This window comes from Nocardia sp. NPDC127606 (assembly GCF_042671725.1).
Classification (GTDB): domain Bacteria; phylum Actinomycetota; class Actinomycetes; order Mycobacteriales; family Mycobacteriaceae; genus Nocardia.
This window is the reverse complement of sequence record NZ_JBHXWQ010000002.1, coordinates 468563-486648: the sequence shown is the minus strand read 5'-3', so window position 1 is coordinate 486648 and position 18086 is coordinate 468563. Positions and strand designations below refer to the sequence as shown.

Here is an 18086-nt window from a genome sequence, read left to right as displayed (position 1 = left end):
GGCGAAACCCTGCGGTGAACGGTCAGGTCGGGCGGTTGGTGGCTCGTCGGGCCGTTCCCCGGTGCGCGGAGATCGTGGTGGGGTCTTCGGGCCAGGCGTGTTTGGGGTAGCGGCCGCGTAGGTCGGCGCGGACCTGGGGCCAGCCGTTCTTCCAGAAGGAGGCCAGGTCGGCGGTGACGGCGACGGGGCGCTGAGCCGGGGACAGCAGGTGCAGCAGGATCCGGGCGCGGCCGTCGGCGAGGGTGGGCGGGTCGGTCCAGCCGAAGACCTCCTGGACCTTGACGGCGAGGATCGGCTGATCGGCGGAGTAGTCGAGGCGGACGCGGCTGCCGGAGGGGACTTCCAGGCGTTCGGGGGCCAGTTCGTCCAGGCGCGCGGCGGCGGGCCACGGGAGCAGGCGGCGCAGCGCGGTGCCCGCGTCGACGCGGGCGAGGTCGGAACGGCGGCGGGCGGTGGACAGTTCGGGGCCGAGCCAGGTGTCGAGGTCGGCGAGGAGTGCGTCGTCGTCGACGGCGGGCCATGGCGCGCCGAGGGTGCGATGCAGGAAGCCGAGACGGTGACGCAGGCTCCGCGCGTCATCGCTCCAGCGCAGCAGGCTCACCCCTTCCGACTGAAGTCCTTGCCGCACAGCCTGTTCCACCAGCGCCTTCGGAGGCTGACGTAACGGCTTCTCCGACAGGATGATCGCGCCCAATCGCTCCACCCGCCGAGCCACCACATCACCGCCGTCCCACCGCACCTCATCGGCCACGACCACCAACCCCGGCGCGGCTTCCCGAGCGAGATCCTCATCGGCGACGGCCGCCAACCGAATTCGCCCCTCGGCCCGCCCCGGATCACGATCGGCGACCGCCACCGCGAGCCACTCCGCCGCCGCCAGTCCCGACCCCGGCGGCAGCGTCATCGCGGTGCCGCCCGCCATGAGATAGGTGGACGCCCCGCTCGCCCGACGCCGAGCCAACCGCTCCGGCTGCGCCAGCGCGATCAACAGCGCCGCGACATCCGTTCCGGAGCCGCCACTGTCGTTCCTGACATCACCGGCGACACCATCACCCGGCCGACCGGCCACCGCGCCCGAGTTCGACCCACCTGACGAGACATCGACCCGCGGCCCGCCGGAGCTCGACCCCGCACGCCGACCCGCCCCCCGCGAGACGTCAGCCGGTGTGCCGCCGGCAACCGGTTGGCCGGGCTCGTCGCCCGATGACGTGTTCGTGATGAGTCGTGTCAGGCGCTGGACTTCGCGGGTCCAGCGGGGTGGGCGTTCGATGCGAAGGGTACGCAAGGCTGCCGCCGCGTCGGCGGTGCCGGCGAGGGAGTCGTCGTCCATCAGGACGACCATTTCCGCGGCGGCTTTCGCACCGACGCGGGCGGCGCCGTCGAGGAGCGCGCGGGCGAGGCGGGGGTGAAGGCCCAGGTCGGCCATGGCCTTGCCGCGCGGGGTGATGTGGTCGGCATCGTCGAGGGCGCCGAGGGCGCGCAGGACGGTGCGGGCGGCCGCGAGGCCACCTTCGGGCGGGGCGTCCCACCAGGCGAGGCCGGTGCCGTCGGGGGTGCCCCAGCAGGCCAATTCCAGCGCGAGGCGGGTGAGTTCGGCGGTGCGGATCTCGGGTTCGGGATAGGCGGGCAGGGTTTGGTGTTCGTATTCGGGCCAGCACCGCCACGCGTGGCCGGGTGCTTCGCGGCCCGCGCGGCCCGTTCGCTGTTCGGCCACGGCAGCCGAAACACGCACTGTCGCAAGGCCGGAGAGTCCGCGCCGGTGATCGACACGGGAGACACGGGACAGGCCGGAGTCGACGACAGCGCGCACGCCGGGAACGGTCAGGCTGGATTCGGCTACGGCAGTGGACAACACGACTCGCCGCCGCGATCCCGGCCGGAGTGCGAGGTCTTGGGCCGCGCCCGCGAGTCTGCCGTGCAGCGGGACCACGTCGACCCCGTCGAGATCGCGCAAGAGCCCCGCCGTCCGGTTGATCTCGCCGACACCGGGCAGGAAGACGAGCACATCACCGTCGATGGTGGCCAGCGCCGTGCGGGTAGCCCGCGCGACCTGCGCTTCGATCCGCTCGCGGGGCAGGGCGGGCAGGTAGTCGACCTCGACCGGATAGGTCCGCCCGTGTACTTCCAGAACCGGGGCACGCGCACTTCCGGGCCCGGTCTCCCCGGTGCCGAGCAGCTGTGCCAGACGATCCGCGGCCACCGTCGCCGACGTTGCCAGCACCCGCAGATCCGGTCGCAACCCCGACCGCGCGTCGAGCAACAGCGCCAACAGCAGATCAGCGTCCAGATGCCGCTCGTGACATTCGTCGAGCACCACCGTGCCGACCCCCGCCAACTCCGGATCGCTCTGCAACCGTCGCACCAACAACCCCGAGGTCACCACTTCGATCCGCGTCCGCGCGCCGACCTTCCGATCCCCGCGGACCGCGTACCCCACGGTCTCCCCCACCCGCTCCCCCAGCAATGCCGCCATCCGCGCCGCCGCCGCCCGCGCCGCCAACCGCCGCGGCTCGGCCACCACGATCCGCCCCGCCGACCCGGCCGCCAGCGCCAACGGCACCAACGTGGTCTTGCCGGTGCCCGGCGGCGCGACCAGCACCGCGACACCGCGCTCGGCCAGCGTCGAAGTGATCCGGTCCAGCGCCGGTCGCACCGGAAGGTCAGGCAGTTCGGGAAGCTTCATCACCGACCAGTCTGCCGGAAAGGTATTTCCCGATCCGCGATCGCTGGTTACCCTGCGGGAGATGAGCATCGAGTTCGCGTTGACCACGCTTGTCATCGTCGCCACGCCGGGTACCGGCGTTCTGTTCACCCTGGCGGCGGGGCTTTCCCGAGGGACGAGGGCGAGTGTGATCGCCGCCTTCGGGTGCACGTTGGGGATCGTTCCGCACATGATCGCGGCGGTCACGGGCCTGGCCGCACTGTTGAACACCAGCGCGGTCGCGTTCCAGACATTGAAGTACCTGGGTGTCGCGTATCTGCTGTACATGGCGTGGAATACGTTGCGGGACAAGGGCGCACTGGCGATTCCGGAGGAGCGCGTCGCGGTGCGACCCTCGGCGCGGCAGGTCGTCACCTCGGCGGTGTTGCTCAATATCCTGAACCCGAAGCTGACGATCTTCTTCTTCGCGTTCCTGCCGCAGTTCGTGCCGACCGGCGCACCGAACGCGCTGGGCCGCATGCTCGAGCTCAGCGGGCTGTTCATGCTGGCCACGTTCGTGGTGTTCGCGGGCTACGGGGCAGTCGCCGCAGCGATGCGCACCTATGTGCTGTCGCGGCCGGTGGTGGTCCGGTGGATGCGGCGGGTGTTCGGCGTCTCCTTCGTCGCCCTCGCGGGACGCCTCGCGGTACAGAACCAGTAGACACAGCAGTGCGGGCCCCGGAATCCGAGGCCCGCACTGTCGATCGAGGTGTTACCCGCGGCGGGTGGCCACCGCGTCGGCCAAACGGTCGAGCTGGGTGGCGGTGGTGTTCCAGTCGATGCACGCGTCGGTGATGGACTGGCCGTAGGTCAGGTCGTCGGCCTTGCCGAGGGTCAGGTCCTGGCGGCCCGCGACGAGGAACGACTCCAGCATCACGCCGACCACGCCCTGCTCGCCGGCGGCGATCCGGTCGGCGATGTCGGTGACGACGTCGACCTGCTTGTTGTGGTCCTTGTTGCTGTTGCCGTGGCTGGCGTCGACGACCAGGCGCTGGGCCAGCGACGACTTCTCCAGGCGCAGCTTGGCCTCGGCGCAGGACGCGGCGTCGAAGTTGGTGCCGTTGCTGCCGCCGCGCAGGATGACGTGGCAGTCGGGGTTGCCCGAGGTGCGGATCAGCGCGGAGCGGCCGTCGAGGTCGGTGCCGGGGAAGACATGGCTGGCGGCGGCGGCGCGCACACCGTCGACCGCGACCTGCACGTCACCGTCGGTGCCGTTCTTGATGCCGACCGGCATCGACAGCGCCGAGGACAGCTGCCGGTGCACCTGGCTGGCGGCGGTGCGGGCACCGATCGCGCCGTAGGAGACCAGGTCGGCGATGTACTGCGGGGTGATCGGGTCGAGGAACTCGCACGCGACCGGCAGGCCGAGGGCGGTGATGTCGACGAGCACCTTGCGGCCGATGCCGAGGCCGGTGTTCACGTCGAACGAGCCGTCCAGGTGCGGATCGTTGATCAGACCCTTCCAGCCCAGCGTGGTGCGCGGCTTCTCGAAGTACACGCGCATCACGATGTGCAGCCGGTCGCTCAGCTCGGCGGCCTTCTCGGCCAGCTTGCGGGCGTATTCCAGCGCGGCGGCGGGGTCGTGCACCGAACACGGGCCGACGATCACCATGAGGCGGTCGTCGTCGCCGTTGAGCACGTCGACGGTGGCCTTGCGGCCCGAACGCACGGTGTCGGCGAGCGCGTCGGTGATCTGGTGAACCATGCGGACCTCGGCGGGCGAGCGCAGAGGGCTCACGCTGAGGGTGCGCTGGTCGTCGAGGTCAGAATGCCGCGAGTCGACATCGGCTGCGGTGGTCATGAGATGTGGGTCCTTTGCGTTAGGAGGCCGACCCACGGAAATCGCTACCGTCGAGCCGGGCGTTATCCGGCTCGAGGTGGAGGAAGTCAGCGCGCAGGGTCGCAGACCGGCCCACCCAGGGCCGGATAGCTAAACCAGAAATATGCGCGCTGCATGCCGTGGACTGTACCACCGGTAAAACGCCGAAAGGTGAGCCATGGTTGCCCGAAGTGTGGACCGTCACATCGCGCCCCTCCGCGGAACCGACGCGAAAGTCCTTGACCTCTACCTTGCTCGAGCTTCTAGCGTCGGGGGTCGAGGAAAGGAAAACGACTGTGACAACACTTGTTACGGGCGCGACCGGCAACACCGGCCGCCAGGTGGTACGCGAACTCGTCGGCCGTGGCGAGAAGGTCAGGGCGGTGACCCGCGATGCCGACGCCGCCCGCGCGCTCCTCGGCCCGGCGGTGGAACTGTTCACCGGGACCCACACCGCGCCGTCGACGCTCGACGATGCGTGGCACGGCGTCGAGCGGTTGCATGTGACGGTGACCGATGGGCTCGCCGACGTGGGCGCCGAGCTGATCGGTCAGGCGGTCGACGCGGGCGTGCGGCGCATCAGCGTCGTCTGGGGTGGCGGGGTCGGCCCGGTCGAGCAGGCGATCGCGGAGTCCGGCGTGGAGTGGACGCGGCTCGAGCCGCAGGAGTTCATGTCGAACACGCTGACCTGGCTCGCGACGATCCGGGCCGACGGCGTCGTGCGGGAGCCGTACGCCCATCCGAGCGCGCTGGTGCACGAGGCCGATATCGGCGCGGTGGCCGCCGTCGCGCTACTGGAAGACGGGCACGCGGGCCGCGCGTACAACCTCACCGGTCCACAGGCGCTCACACCGCCGGAGCGGCTGGCGATGCTGGGGCAGGCGGCGGGCCGCGAGATCACCTTCGCCACGATCACCCACCAGGAAGCGGTCGACAGGCTGATCGCGACGGGTGTCTCGAAGGCCGACGCCGACTACGTGATCGGCTGGTACGCCGAGTCGAGTCCCGAGTCGTACACGGTCGACCCGACGGTGGAACAGGTGCTCGGCCGACCCGCGCGCACCTTCGCGCAGTGGGCGGCCGAGCACGGGCACCTGTTCGGTTGATCAGCTCCACTGACCGGGGACGTAGTCACCGGCCGGGGTGTGGGCGATGGCGTTGAGCCGGTTCCAGGCGTTGATCATCGCGATGGCGGCGATCAGGCCCGCGATCTGGTCGTCGTCGTAGTGCTTGCGCACCTGGTCGAAGGTGTCGTCGGAGACGTGACCGCCGTCGGCGGTGCGGGTCGCTTCCTCGGTGAGGGCGAGGGCGGCCCGCTCCGCCTCGGTGAAGACGTTGGCCTCCCGCCAGGCGGCGACCAGGTTGATCCGCACCGCGGTTTCGCCCGCGTGGGCGGCGTCCTTGGTGTGCATGTCGACGCAGAAGCTGCAGCCGTTGATCTGCGAAGCCCGGATCTTCACCAGTTCATAGGTGGCCTTGGGCAGCGGTGAATCGTCGATGACCTTGCCCGCCATGACCATTCGCTTGCTGAAGCTCGCGGTGATGGCGTTGCCGTAGAGGTTGAAGCGCGCTTCCATGATGACTCCTTCGTCGTGGGGGTTCACAGAGACGACGAGGCAGCCGTTCGCGGTGTGACATCAGCGCATGTGACGCCGATCACCGAATCAGATCAGGCCGCAGAGCTTCTCGGAGAGCTCCCACAATTCGGCCGCGACCTTGCGATCCTTCGCCGAGCGCGCACTGCCCGCGCGGGCGGGGTTGCCGCGCAGCCCGAGGAAACCGTCGGGGCCGTAGAACGCGCCGGGCACCACGTCGGCGGTGGCGGCGAACAGCGTGGGCAGCGCACCCTCTTCGGCGGTGGGGGCGAGCGTGCGGTTGCCCAGCCACATGATCGCGTCCTGGATGGACTCGGTGTGCGACATGAGTTCGGTCGCGGCGTAACCGGGATGCGCGGCCACCGAGATCACCGCGGCGCCCTCACCCGCCAGGCGACGCTGGAGTTCGTAGGCGAACATCAGGTTGGCCAGCTTGGACTGGCCGTAGGCGAGCCAGCGGTCGTAGCGGCGCTGCTCCCAGTTGGGGTCGGCCAGATCGATCTTGCCGATGCGGTGCGCGACGCTCGACACCGTCACCACGCGATCGGTGACGCGGTCGAGCAACAGGTTGGTGAGCGCGAAGTGGCCGAGATGGTTGGTGCCGAACTGCATTTCGAAACCGTCGGCCGTACGACGCAGCGGCAACGCCATGACACCGGCATTGTTGATCAGCACGTCCACGCGCTGGATCGAATCGGCGAAGGCGCGCACCGAGTTCAGGTTCGCCAGGTCGAGTTCACGGACTTCGGTCGCACCGCGCAGCCCCGCGGCCACCCGCTCGGCCTTGGCGGTGTCGCGACAGGCCAGGATCACGCGCGCACCCGCCTCGGACAGCGCCCGGGCGGTGGCGGCGCCCAGACCGCTGTTGGCACCGGTGACGATGATCGTGCGGCCGGTCTGCTCCGGCAGGTTCGCGGTAGTCCACTTGCTCACTGGTGAAAGTCTAACGACGCTGGGGAAATGCGCGAATCGGCAAGGGCCGGTGCGGGGTTCGCCCAGCGTCACGTGTCGCCATCAGGACTGCGCGAGGATCTCGGCGTCGGTCATCGCGGCGACTTCCAGATACATGCCGGCGACCGCGTCCAGCCTGCCGGTGTCACCGGATTCCGCTTCCCGCCGCAACATTCGTGCCGCGAGACCTTCGATGGTGCGGGCGGTGAACAGGTCGGCGACGATGGTGTCGGGGGCATCGAGCCATTCGCGGATGCGGGCCACCGCGGTGGTGGCGAGCACCGAGTCGCCGCCCAGGGCGAAGAAGTCGTCGGTGACACCGATCTGCTCGGTGACCAGCACCTCGGCGATCACCGCGACGAGCGCGCGCTCGAGATCGGTGCGCGGCGCGACGAATTCCTCGGTGCCCTCGCCCTTGTCGAGAACCGCGCGGATGGCCTTGCGGTCCGGCTTGGCGTTCGAGGTGAGCGGCAGTTCGGCCAGCAGTTCGAGCCGGGTGGGCACCATGTAGACCGGGACCAGCTCGGCGGTCGCGGCGAGCACCGTGTCGACCTCGAGGACCGTGCCCGGGGTCGGCACCACCAGCGCGACCAGTTTCGGCGCGGCCGTTCCGACCACCGCGGCGACCGCGTGGCGAACACCGGGCACGGCGCGCAGTGCGCTCTCCACCTCACCCAGTTCCACCCGGTAGCCCCGGATCTTGACCTGGTGGTCGGCGCGGCCGAGGAATTCCAGGCCGCCGTCGGGCAGGTAGCGGGCCAGGTCGCCGGTGCGGTACCAGCGCAGACCCTCGTGGGTGACGAAGCGGTCGGCGGTACGTTCCGGGTCGCCGCGATACCCGGTGGCCACACCGTCCCCACCGATCCACAGCTCGCCGCTGACCCAATCGGGGCAGTCGTTGCCCGCCGGGCCGACGACGCGGCACTGCACGTTGCGCAACGGGGTGCCGTAGGGGACGGCGGCCCATTCGACGGGGACCCGCGCGTCGACGACCTCGCAGATGGTGGAGTGGATCGCGGTTTCGGTGGCGCCGCCGAGCCCGGCGAAACGGCTGTTCGGGGCCACCGCGGCGAGACGCGCGGGGAGGGCGACGTCAACCCAGTCACCGCCGAGGATGACCGTGCGCAGTGAGGCAAGGGGCTCGGCGCGCGGGTCGGCGAGCTGCGACGACCCCGGCGCGGCGGTGAGCAGCATGTCGAGCAGGCTCGGTACGCAGTTGAGCAGCGAAATCTGGTGGCGGCGAACGAGCTCGACCCAGACGGCGGGGTCGGTGCGCTGCGCGTCGTCGACGGTGACCACCGCACCACCGGCGGCGAGCAGGCCGAAGATGTCGTAGACGGAGAGGTCGAATTCGAGGGCCGAGAGGGCCAGCGCCCGGTCGGCGGGGCCGAGGTCGAAGCGCTCGTTGAGGTCGTCGATGGTGTTCATCGCGGCGCGATGCGGCACCTCGACGCCCTTGGGCTTGCCGGTGGAGCCGGAGGTGAACAGCACGTAGGCGATGTTCTCCGGATCGCCGAAGAGGGGGCGCGCCAACGGTTCCGCGTGCGCGCGAGCCTCGGCGAGGTCGATCGCGCGGGCATCGGGAATCTGCGTACCGCCGATCGTGAGCACGGCGACAGCGTCTGCGGTGCTGAGGATTTCGGCGCGACGAGCGGCAGGCTGATCGAACCCGATCGGCACGTACACCGCACCCGCCGCGAGCACACCGAGCACCGCGACGATCTGGTCGGGACCCTTCGGAAGCTGTACCGCGACCGAATCACCGGGCGTCACACCGGCTTCCCGCAACGCGCCGGCCACCGCCAGCGCGTCGAGGGCCAGCTCGCCATAGGTCAGCTGCCCGGTCGGCTCCCACAGCACGGCGGGCGCGGACGGATTCGTCGCCGCGTTCGCGAAGAACCCGGTGTGCAGCAGCCCGCCGCTCACCGGACCCGCGGTGGAGTTCACGCGCGCACGAGTAGCGGCCTGCTCCACCGGAATTCGCACACCGGCCTCGGCCTGCCACCCCGCTCCCCCGGTGAACCGAGTGCGCCCGGCCGAAACCGCGGCTGCGCCAGCGGGCACCACCGGCAAAATCTCCTCGGCCCGAGCGGGCTCGACCGCTGTCGGCTGCGCATCGCGCGACTCCGCTGCCTCGGCGAGCTCGGAAGGCCGGCCGCCGAGACGTTCGATCGCTTCGATGTAGCGGGCGAACATGGCATCGACCACGCCCTCGGGGAACGCGGATTCACGAATGTCCCAGTTCAGCAGCAGACCGCCGCGGACCTCGGTGATCTGGGCGTCGAGGAGGACCTGCGGGCCCTGGGAGATGATCCAGACGGGGTCGCCGAAGGTATCGGTGACGGTGTCGGGGAAGAGTTCGCCGAGGTTGAGGGCGCTGGTGTAGACGATGGGAGCCAGGACCGGTTCGCCGCGGTGACGGCCGAGGTCGCGCAGGACTTCCAGACCCGAGTACGCGGAGTGCGCGCCCGCTTCGTGGAGGCGTTGCTGCAGGGCGCGGGCACGGTCGGCGACGGTGGCGGGCGCGGTGACATCGACTTCCAGCAGGACCGAGGAGGTGAAGTCACCGACGACACCGTCGACCTGCGGGTGCACCGGTTCACGATGGAACAGCGGCAGATTCAGCAGGAAGCGGCGCTGGGCCGACCAGCCGCCGATGGTTTCGGCGAACACCGAGGCCAGGGCCATCGCCGGGGTGATGCCGCGGGCGTGGGCGGCGTCGAAGACCTGCGCCTTGGACTGCGGGGAGAGCCAGCGGTGCAGACGGATCGTCCGGTTGGGTTCCGAGATGTGCTGGGCCAGTGGCAGTTCCGGCGCACCCGGCAGCTCGCTCAGGCGATCCTGCCACCAGGCACGGTCACGGGCCCGCTCGTCGGCGATGGCGCTCGCGCCCTGCCCGTGCTCGGCCAGGTACTGACGGAAGGTGTAGTCCTGCGGCGGAAGCTGTTCGCCGTGGTAGAGCCGGGCGAGGTCGGTGATGAGGATGCGGTAGCTCATCGCGTCGGCGGCGAGCATGTCGACATCGAGGTGCAGGCGGGTGCGACCGTCGGCGAGGCGGGTGAGCGCGATATCGATCACCTGACCGTCCTCCACCGCCATCCGCTGATGCGTCCGCGCGCTGCGCAACTGCGCCAGCCGCCGCTCGGCTTCGTCGGCGGAGGCCTCCCGCAGATCGGTCACGCCGAACACCGCGCGACCGGGCCGGTCGAGAGTCTGCTGGGTGCCGTCGGGCAGGAATCGGGTGCGCAGCATGGGGTGGCGCGACAGCAGTTGCTCGACCGCCCGCTCGAGCCGCTCGGGATACACATCGGCACCGTCGAATTCGACGTAGAGATGCGCCGCGACACCGCCGAGTTCCTGCGCGTCGGAGCGCCCGATCCAGTAGGCGTGCTGCATGGGCGCGAGCGCGAACGGCGTGCCGTCGTCGGGAACGATCAGGGGTTCGCTCGCGGACGCGTCGACCTCGCGTGCGGCGTCCCCGGCGGCCGAGTCGACGGCGTCCGGCACACCGCCGCCTCCCGCGAGGTCCTCGGGGTCCGCCCCGTTGAGGAGGGCGTGCCAGGCGTCGACCGTGGGGTGGGCGGCCAGCAGGGCGAAGTTCACGGCGATGCCGCGTTTGCGCCAGGCGCCCGCGAGCTTCATCGTGCGGATGGAGTCGAGGCCGAGCTGGATCAGGTCGTCCGCCTCGGCGACGGCATCGGCGGTGATGTCGAGATGGCGGGCGATCGCGGCACGGATCTCGGCGCGGTCGATTCCGGCGCCGCCTGCGGGTGCTGTCTCCATCTGCCGATCACTCCTTGCTCGCCGCCCAGCCGGGACGGATTCGGTACTGCCCGGCGGCAGCCTACTCCATTGAGATAGGGTTGCCTAACCTTTGCAAGTGTAGCGAGACTCGAGTGAGGCAGTACGTGACGTCGACATCGGCAACCGGCCACCGCGAGGGCTACGTCCCATTTCCCGAAGCCGCCGCGCGGGAATACCGGGCGGCGGGCTATTGGACCGGGCGAACGCTCGGCGACCTCCTGCGCGACACCACGCGGACCCAGCCACAGCGACCCGCGGTGCTCAGCGACGCCGGCGCGCAGACCTACGCCGAACTCGATGCCGCCGCCGACCGGATGGCGCACGGACTGCTGGCCCTCGGCATCAATCCCGGCGACCGCGTGATCGTGCAACTGCCGAACATCCCCGAGTTCGCGACGGCCCTGTTCGGTGTGCTGCGCGCGGGGATCATCCCCGTCCTCACCCTGCCCGCGCACCGCCGCGCCGAGATCGAGCACCTGGCCGCGCTGTCGGAAGCGGTCGCCTATCTCATCCCCGACCGCCTCGGCGACTTCGACTACCGCGAGCTGGCCACCACCGTGCAGCAGGCGGTTCCGAGCCTGCGCCACGTCCTGGTAGCAGGCGATCCGGACACGGGGGGCGGCACTACATCCGGGTTCGTCGCCCTGGATTCGGTTGCTCGCGACGGTGATTCGCTGCCCGAGATCGACCCGTCCGACATCGCGGTGATGCTGGTCTCCGGCGGCACCACCGGCCTGCCGAAGCTGATCGCGCGCACCCACGACGACTACGTCTACAACGCGACCGCCAGCGCGCAGGTCTGCGAGCTCACCCCCGACGACGTCTACCTCACGACACTGCCCGCGGCGCACAACTTTCCGCTGGCCTGCCCCGGCATCCTCGGCACCGTCGCGACCGGCGGCGCCATCGCCTTCACCCTCGACCCGAGCCCCGAGGCGGCCTTCGCCGCGATCGAGAAGCACCGGGTGAGCGTCACCGGCGTCGTGCCGCCGCTGGCCCAATTGTGGAGTGCGGCCGTGGATTGGGAAGACGCCGAGCTGAGCTCGTTGCGCTTGCTCCAGGTGGGCGGCGCGCGACTGGCCGAGGTGAACGCCCGCGATGTCGAGCCCGCGCTGGGGTGCACCCTGCAGCAGGTGTTCGGGATGGCCGAGGGGCTACTCAACTACACCCGTCTCGACGATGACAAAGAGCTGGTGTACACCACCCAGGGCCGCCCGCTCTCCCCCGCCGACGAACTGCGCGTCGTCGACGCCGAGGGCAACGATGTCGCCCAGGGCGAAGAGGGCGAACTGCTCACCCGCGGCCCCTACACGCTGCGCGGGTATTACCGTGCGCCCGAGCACAATGCGCGCGCCTTCACTCCCGACGGCTTCTACCGCAGCGGCGACCTCGTCCGCCGGCTGCCCAGCGGCCACCTCGTCGTGAGCGGCCGGATCAAGGACGTGATCAACCGCGGCGGCGAGAACATCTCCTGCGATGAACTCGAGGAGCACCTGCTCGCCCACCCCGCCGTCCGCCATGCCGCCGCGGTCGGCCTGCCCGATGCCTCGCTGGGCGAAAAGGCCTGTGTGGTCCTGGTAGTCACCGGCGAGCTGCCCGCCCTCGGCGAGATCAAGTCCTTCCTCACCGAGCGCGGTCTGGCCACCTACAAGCTCCCGGACCTGGTCCGGCAGGCGGACGCTCTGCCGATCACCGCGGTCGGCAAGATCGACAAGAAGGCCCTGCGCGCCCTGCACGGCTGACGCCCGACACCGGATACGCGAAACGGCGGCCCACCCCGCGAAGGGTGGGCCGCCGTTCGATTCCGAGACTCAAGCCTTGTAGGCCTTGACCACGTAAGGCGCCACGCTGCCCAGCTTCTCGCAGGTCTCCTCGAACTCACGCTCGGGACGCGACTGCCCCACGATCCCGGCACCGGCGCGCAACCACGCACCCGCACCGGTCTGGTAGATCGCCCGCAGCACCAGCGTCGCCTCGAGCGCGCCGGTCGGCGAAACGCAGACCACCGCACCGGAATACAGCCCACGCGGATCGTGATCGTTGCGGAACACCGAGTCGACGCCCGCGCGCTTGGGAATGCCGGAGGCGGTCACCGACGGGAACAGCACCTCGAGCGCGTCCCACGCGGTGCGGTCGGCGGCCAGGGTGCCACGCACGGTGGACGCCAGGTGCTGCACACTGCCGCGCTCGCGCACGGCCATGAAATCGGAGACCGCGGACGTGCCAGGCACGGCCACCTCCGCGATCTCGGCGAAGGAGGTCTGCACCGAGATCGCGTGCTCCACGATCTCCTTCGGGTCGGCGAGCAGATCGGCGCGGGCGGCATCGTCGGCCTCGGCGCCGAGCCCGAACGCCCGCGTACCCGCCAGCGGTTCGGTGGTGACGACGCGATCGTCGTCGACCGAGGCCACCAGCTCGGGGCTGAACCCGGCCGCTTCGAGTCCACCCAGCCGCAGCAGGAACGAGCGGGCGGGCGTGTTGTTGGCCCGGCCGAGGCGATAGGTCGCCGGCACGTCCACCGGGAACGGCAGCTCGACCTTGCGCGACAGAATCACCTTCTGGTAGCTGCCGGAACGGATTTCGGCGACCGCCGTGGCCACGCGCTCCTGGTAGTTCGTCGGGTCGGATCGCACGTCGACCGGCGTCGGGGCAGGCAGGTCGATACCTTGCGAGCCGGCGATCAGATCGTGGATGTCGCACGCCTCACTCGGGGTGGCGCCGCTGATCCGCACGCCGGTGGCGTCGATGCGCACCTCGATCCGCGGAATCATCAGGTGCGCCAACGAGGTCAGCGGATTGAGATAGTGCGTCGCCGACAGCGAGTAGGCGCAGAATTCGAAGCCGATCCAGCCGTAGGCACTGCGGCCGTCGAGCGGTAGGCCCGCCAGCGCGGTGTCGATGGCGGTGGCGGGGCTGCCGGTCCAGGCGCGAGCGGTGGTCTCACCACCCCAGACGGTGCGCAGCTCACCGGCGTCGAGTTCGACGCTGCCGAGCGGATCGGCGGCGAACACCCACACCCCGGGCTGTTCGTACATCACGTACTCACCGAATCGATCCGAGACGGCCAGACGTGACATCGCTGCCGCCGGGTCGGTCACATACTCCACCCGTACGGGTTGTTCCGTCGACGACAACGATCCTCCAAGGTAAAGCTGACCTAACTTTGCTCGGTTAGGTTAGCATTACCTCGCCGTTTGGCCAGACTCATCCTGGGTATTCTTCGCCACTCCCGCTCCACACCGAGCAAACCTCCAGCACCGCGCTCGCGCCGCATATCCACCGCGGCGCGCGCGCCGCGCAACGCGCTGTGGCCCAAGTTCGATGCGCCGAACCAGATCTGCGGCTTGAATGGAGCAATGATCGACAAAGGTGGGCGGCGCGGCCCGCAGGCAGACTCGGTGGTCGCCCTGGTCGACGCGGCCTCCGGCGTCGAACGCGAAGTGATCGGCGACTGGATCGCCCAGGGCGGCCTCGGCGGGGAGATCGGCTCCACAGCCCCGGTGACCCAGCTCGACCTCGACGCCAAAGCCATCACCAAGCGCCTCGTCGGCAGGACCGACGACCCGCTGGTGGTGCCCGTCCGAGTGCTGTGGCTGCCGCCCGAACGCGACGGCGTGCGCCGGGTGACCTTCGCCGACCTGGCGATGCTCACCAACCCGCGCAAACCCAACCGGCTGGTCCAGCGCAGGCTGCTGCGCACCGAACCCGACCGCCACCGCGTGCTCGTCGGCGCGCCCGCCCGGCTCAGCGCGCTGCGCACCAACAATCCCGAGGCCGCGGCGCTGTTGCGCGCGGGCTCGGCGGATCCGTTCGCGCGCGCGGTCGTGCGCGCCGCCGTGGTGGCGCTCGAACGCGCCGAACGCACCGTCATCGGCGATCGGTACAAGGTGCCCCAGCTGGTGGCCGAGGAGATCCTCGACTCCCCCGAATTCCAGCGCAAGCTCGACTACATCGCCGACGAGATCGGCTCCGAACCCGACCAGGTCTATCGCAACGCGGAGAAGGCGCTGCGCGAACTGGTCGCCGCGCAGAGCCGGCTGGTCTCGGACCTGTTCACCCAGGCGATGCGACCGGTGCACGCCTCGACCTGGAAGGTCGACACCGATCTGCGCGGTCTCGACGCGTTGCGCAAGCTCAACCGCAAGCACCCACTGGTGTTCCTGCCCTCGCACCGCTCCTACGTCGACGCGTTCGTCCTGGGTGACGTGCTGGCGCGCAACGACTTTCCGCCCAACCATGTGATCGGCGGCGCGAACCTCAACTTCTGGCCGATGGGACCGATCGCGCGGCGCACGGGCACGGTGTTCATCCGGCGCAGCTTCGGCGACGACGAGGTCTACAAGGCGGTCGTCGAGGAGTACTTCGCCTACCTGCTGGCCAAGCGATTCAATATGGAGTGGTACTTCGAGGGCGGTCGCACCAGGACGGGCAAACTCCGCCCGCCGCGCTACGGGCTGCTCAATTACCTGGCCGCCGCGGTCCGTTCGCGACGGATCGACGATGTGATGCTGGTGCCGGTCTCGATCACCTACGAACGACTCAACGAGCTCGGCGCGATCGCCAGCGAACAGGCCGGTGGCAAGAAGAAGCCGGAGGGCATCGGGTGGCTCGCGAGATATGTTCGCAGCCAGCAACACTCGGCCGGACGCGTGTATGTGCGCTTCGGCGAGGCAATTTCGGCACGCGAGCGGCTGGGAGTGCACGGCGATCCACTCGATCGGCGGCCGGTGACCATTCCGCTGCGCGACACCGAGACCGGTTCGGCCAGCGTTCCCGACGAGAAGACGCTGGCCGACGCCGAGCACAAAGCGGTGCAGCGCTTGGCTTTCGACGTCGCGGTCGGCATCAACGAGGTCACCCCGATCACCGTCAACGCGCTGGTCACCCTGGCGCTGCTCGGCGTGCACGAGCGCGCGCTCACGCTCGGCCAGGTGCGCACTGTGCTGGATCCGGTGCTCGGCTACATCGTCGGCCGTGGACTGCCCAGCGGCGAACTCACCACGCTGCGCGATGAACAGGGCCTGCGGGTGGTGCTCGAGCAGCTCGCGCTGGCGGGCGTGGTCACCGTGTATCGCGTTGGGCTGGAACCGGTCTACGCGATCGAACCGGGCGCGCACCTCGAGGCGGCGTTCTACCGCAACAGCGCGGTGCACTGGTTCGTCAACCGCGCCATCCTCGAGCTGGCCGCCCTGACCGCCGTGGAGCAACCGGGTGACGACCCGCTGCGGTCGGCGTGGAAGGCGGCGTTCGCGCTGCGCGATCTGCTCAAGTTCGAATTCTTCTTCCCGGAGCGGAAGGAGTTCGCCGATCAGATCATCGAGGAAGTGCGGATCATCGTGCCCGAGTGGGACGAGCACACCCCCGACGACCGGCTGGATCGCCAATTCCTCGGCGCTGTCACCGAATCCGGGTTCGTGATGGCCCATCGGGTGTTGCGCTCGTTCTTCGACGCGCAACTGGTGGTGGCCGAGCGGCTGGTGGCCCGCGCTGCCGACGCGACGATCGATCGCAAGGAGTTCATCGACGAATGCGTGGCGGTGGGCAAGCAGATGCTGTTGCAGCAGCGGTTGCACAGCCCGGAATCGGTGTCGTCGGAACTGTTCACCAGTGCCTGGAAACTGGCCGACAACCACGGCCTCATCGCGCCCGCCGCCGCGGGCGCCGAGGCCGAATTGATCGACAAGCGCCAGGAATTCGCCGACCAGCTGCGTGATCTCGGAGAGCGCATCGCCCGGGCGGCCTCGCTCGATCCGTCGAACAGGAACACGAACTGATGAGCTCACTCGCCGAAGCCGTGGCCGCGATCCGCTCGGGCCCGCAGGGCGCGCAGGTCGCCGCGGTGTTCGATTTCGGTGGCACCGTCGTCGACGGTCTGCCACGACGTGGACTGGCGCGCAAAGTGTTGCGTCGTGGCGACGATCGCCTGGCCACCCTGCTCGGCGGCATCCAGCGCGGCGGCAACGACGGAGACTACGGACGCTTCCTGCACGCCGTGGAACAGACCTGGGCGGGCGCCTCGGAATCCGAGCTCGAACAGCTGGGCCGCAAGGCTTTCGCCAAGGAGATCTACGGGCGAATGTTCCCTGAGGCGTGGCAGCTCGTCCGCGCGCACCAATTGGCCGGGCACACTGTGATTCTGGTCAGCGAGCTCACCCGATTCCAGGTGCGGCCCGTGGCCGAGCGGCTCGGCATCGACAACGTGCTGTGCACCGAACTCGCCGTCGAGCACGGCGTTCTCACGGGCCAGACGGCGGGCGACCCGCTGTGGCGCGGCGGAAAGTCCACGGCAGTAGCCGAATTCGCCGCGAACCTCGACATCGGCTATGTCTATTCCGACAGCGTGACCGACCTGCCCCTCCTCGAACTCGCCGCCCGGCCGACCGTGATCGACCCGGACCCGGCGCTGGCCGCGATCGCCGTCGGCAAAGACTGGCCCACCCTGACTTTTCGCCTGCGCCGCGCCCCGCGCCCAGTCGACTACCTGCGCACCGTCGTCGGCTTCGCCGGACTCATCGGCGGGGCGCTGATCGGCGTACTTCGCAAGTCCTACACCGGCAAACGCCAGACGATGGCCGACGCGCTCATGCACGACGCCACCACCGCCACCCTGCGCGCGATCGACGTCCAACTGCGCGTGGTCGGAGCCGAGAACGCCCGCGCGCCCAGGCCCGCGGTGTTCCTGTTCAACCACCAGAGCCAGTTCGACGTGATCATCGTGCCGAAGGTCCTCGACGGCGCGGTGACCGGCATCGGCAAGAAGGAACTCGCCAACCACCCCCTGTTCGGCCCGCTGATGCGGTTCGTCGGGGTCACCTTCATCGATCGCACCGATACCGAGCGCGCGAAAGCCGCACTCGCCCCCGTGGTCTCGACCCTGCGCGACGGGCTCTCCATCGCGGTCGCGCCAGAGGGAACGCGCTCGTTCACCCCCGGCGTCGGGCAGTTCAAGAAGGGCGCCTTCCATATCGCCATCCAGGCGGGCGTGCCGGTGATTCCGGTGGTGGTCCGCAACGCGGGCGAGATCGCCTGGCGGGATTCACCGATCGCCCGCTCCGGCATCGTCGACGTCGCGGTACTACCGCCGATCGACGTCTCCGGCTGGGACCCGGCCGACATGGACGCCGAGGTAGAAGGCGTTCGGCAGCTGTTCGAGACCACCCTGCTGAACTGGCCGGAACCCGACTGAGATCCGGCCGGGCGCGGTGGTGCGCCCGGC

General features: G+C 69.8%; 11 protein-coding genes. 5 read left to right on the top strand and 6 right to left on the bottom strand.

The genetic code is table 11. The features are described from left to right. Window positions 1-22: 22 nt before the first annotated feature. Complete coding sequence (locus tag ACFVJ5_RS13090; protein ID WP_379220176.1) at window positions 23-2683, bottom strand: ATP-dependent RNA helicase; 2661 nt, start codon at window positions 2681-2683, stop codon at window positions 23-25. 61 nt (window positions 2684-2744) lie between these two features. Between ACFVJ5_RS13090 and ACFVJ5_RS13085 the strand changes: the two genes are divergently transcribed. After that, window positions 2745-3362: a LysE family translocator gene (locus tag ACFVJ5_RS13085; protein ID WP_379220175.1), complete on the top strand. Its 618-nt coding sequence runs from the start codon at window positions 2745-2747 to the stop codon at window positions 3360-3362. 51 nt (window positions 3363-3413) lie between these two features. Here the strand turns inward: ACFVJ5_RS13085 and ACFVJ5_RS13080 are convergent, their stop codons facing one another. Further along, complete coding sequence (locus ACFVJ5_RS13080; protein WP_379220174.1) at window positions 3414-4502, bottom strand: 3-deoxy-7-phosphoheptulonate synthase; 1089 nt, start codon at window positions 4500-4502, stop codon at window positions 3414-3416. A gap of 314 nt (window positions 4503-4816) precedes the next feature. On the opposite strand from ACFVJ5_RS13080, the gene ACFVJ5_RS13075 reads away from it, so the two are divergent. Further along, window positions 4817-5626 (top strand): NAD(P)H-binding protein, encoded by an 810-nt coding sequence (locus ACFVJ5_RS13075; protein ID WP_379220173.1) that lies wholly within the window; start codon window positions 4817-4819, stop codon window positions 5624-5626. Here ACFVJ5_RS13075 and ACFVJ5_RS13070 read toward each other — a convergent pair whose 3' ends face one another. The 3 genes from ACFVJ5_RS13070 to ACFVJ5_RS13060 all read right to left on the bottom strand — a co-directional run bounded on the left by ACFVJ5_RS13070 (window position 5627) and on the right by ACFVJ5_RS13060 (window position 10849). Continuing rightward, on the bottom strand, window positions 5627-6097 hold the full coding sequence (locus tag ACFVJ5_RS13070; protein WP_379220172.1) for a carboxymuconolactone decarboxylase family protein: 471 nt from the start codon (window positions 6095-6097) through the stop codon (window positions 5627-5629). A gap of 87 nt (window positions 6098-6184) precedes the next feature. Continuing rightward, window positions 6185-7048, bottom strand: coding sequence for an oxidoreductase (locus ACFVJ5_RS13065; RefSeq protein WP_379220171.1), 864 nt, complete (start codon window positions 7046-7048; stop codon window positions 6185-6187). 81 nt (window positions 7049-7129) lie between these two features. Beyond that, on the bottom strand, window positions 7130-10849 hold the full coding sequence (locus ACFVJ5_RS13060; protein ID WP_379220170.1) for an amino acid adenylation domain-containing protein: 3720 nt from the start codon (window positions 10847-10849) through the stop codon (window positions 7130-7132). 125 nt (window positions 10850-10974) lie between these two features. Here ACFVJ5_RS13060 and ACFVJ5_RS13055 point away from each other — a divergent pair, with 125 nt between their 5' ends. Continuing rightward, window positions 10975-12612, top strand: a complete 1638-nt coding sequence (locus tag ACFVJ5_RS13055; protein WP_379220169.1) for a (2,3-dihydroxybenzoyl)adenylate synthase — start codon at window positions 10975-10977, stop codon at window positions 12610-12612. Window positions 12613-12681: 69 nt separating this feature from the next. Here ACFVJ5_RS13055 and ACFVJ5_RS13050 read toward each other — a convergent pair whose 3' ends face one another. Continuing rightward, window positions 12682-13977 carry a salicylate synthase gene (locus ACFVJ5_RS13050; RefSeq protein WP_379220168.1) on the bottom strand — a complete coding sequence of 432 codons (1296 nt, stop codon included), beginning with the start codon at window positions 13975-13977 and terminating at the stop codon, window positions 12682-12684. A gap of 249 nt (window positions 13978-14226) precedes the next feature. On the opposite strand from ACFVJ5_RS13050, the gene ACFVJ5_RS13045 reads away from it, so the two are divergent. Together ACFVJ5_RS13045 and ACFVJ5_RS13040 are read left to right on the top strand one after the other, a co-directional pair. Next, window positions 14227-16644 carry a glycerol-3-phosphate 1-O-acyltransferase gene (locus tag ACFVJ5_RS13045; RefSeq protein WP_379220167.1) on the top strand — a complete coding sequence of 806 codons (2418 nt, stop codon included), beginning with the start codon at window positions 14227-14229 and terminating at the stop codon, window positions 16642-16644. After that, window positions 16644-18056 (top strand): HAD-IB family hydrolase, encoded by a 1413-nt coding sequence (locus ACFVJ5_RS13040; protein ID WP_379220166.1) that lies wholly within the window; start codon window positions 16644-16646, stop codon window positions 18054-18056. Before ACFVJ5_RS13045 ends, ACFVJ5_RS13040 begins: the two co-directional genes overlap by 1 nt. Window positions 18057-18086 lie beyond the last annotated feature (30 nt).

What these genes read in the sequence shown, in the direction of transcription:
- ACFVJ5_RS13090 (WP_379220176.1), bottom strand. Translation starts at nt 2,683, where the DNA reads ATGAAGCTTCCCGAACTGCCTGACCTTCCGGTGCGACCGGCGCTGGAC.
- ACFVJ5_RS13085 (WP_379220175.1), top strand. Translation starts at nt 2,745, where the DNA reads ATGAGCATCGAGTTCGCGTTGACCACGCTTGTCATCGTCGCCACGCCG.
- ACFVJ5_RS13080 (WP_379220174.1), bottom strand. Translation starts at nt 4,502, where the DNA reads ATGACCACCGCAGCCGATGTCGACTCGCGGCATTCTGACCTCGACGAC.
- ACFVJ5_RS13070 (WP_379220172.1), bottom strand. Translation starts at nt 6,097, where the DNA reads ATGGAAGCGCGCTTCAACCTCTACGGCAACGCCATCACCGCGAGCTTC.
- ACFVJ5_RS13060 (WP_379220170.1), bottom strand. Translation starts at nt 10,849, where the DNA reads ATGGAGACAGCACCCGCAGGCGGCGCCGGAATCGACCGCGCCGAGATC.
- ACFVJ5_RS13045 (WP_379220167.1), top strand. Translation starts at nt 14,227, where the DNA reads ATGATCGACAAAGGTGGGCGGCGCGGCCCGCAGGCAGACTCGGTGGTC.
- ACFVJ5_RS13040 (WP_379220166.1), top strand. Translation starts at nt 16,644, where the DNA reads ATGAGCTCACTCGCCGAAGCCGTGGCCGCGATCCGCTCGGGCCCGCAG.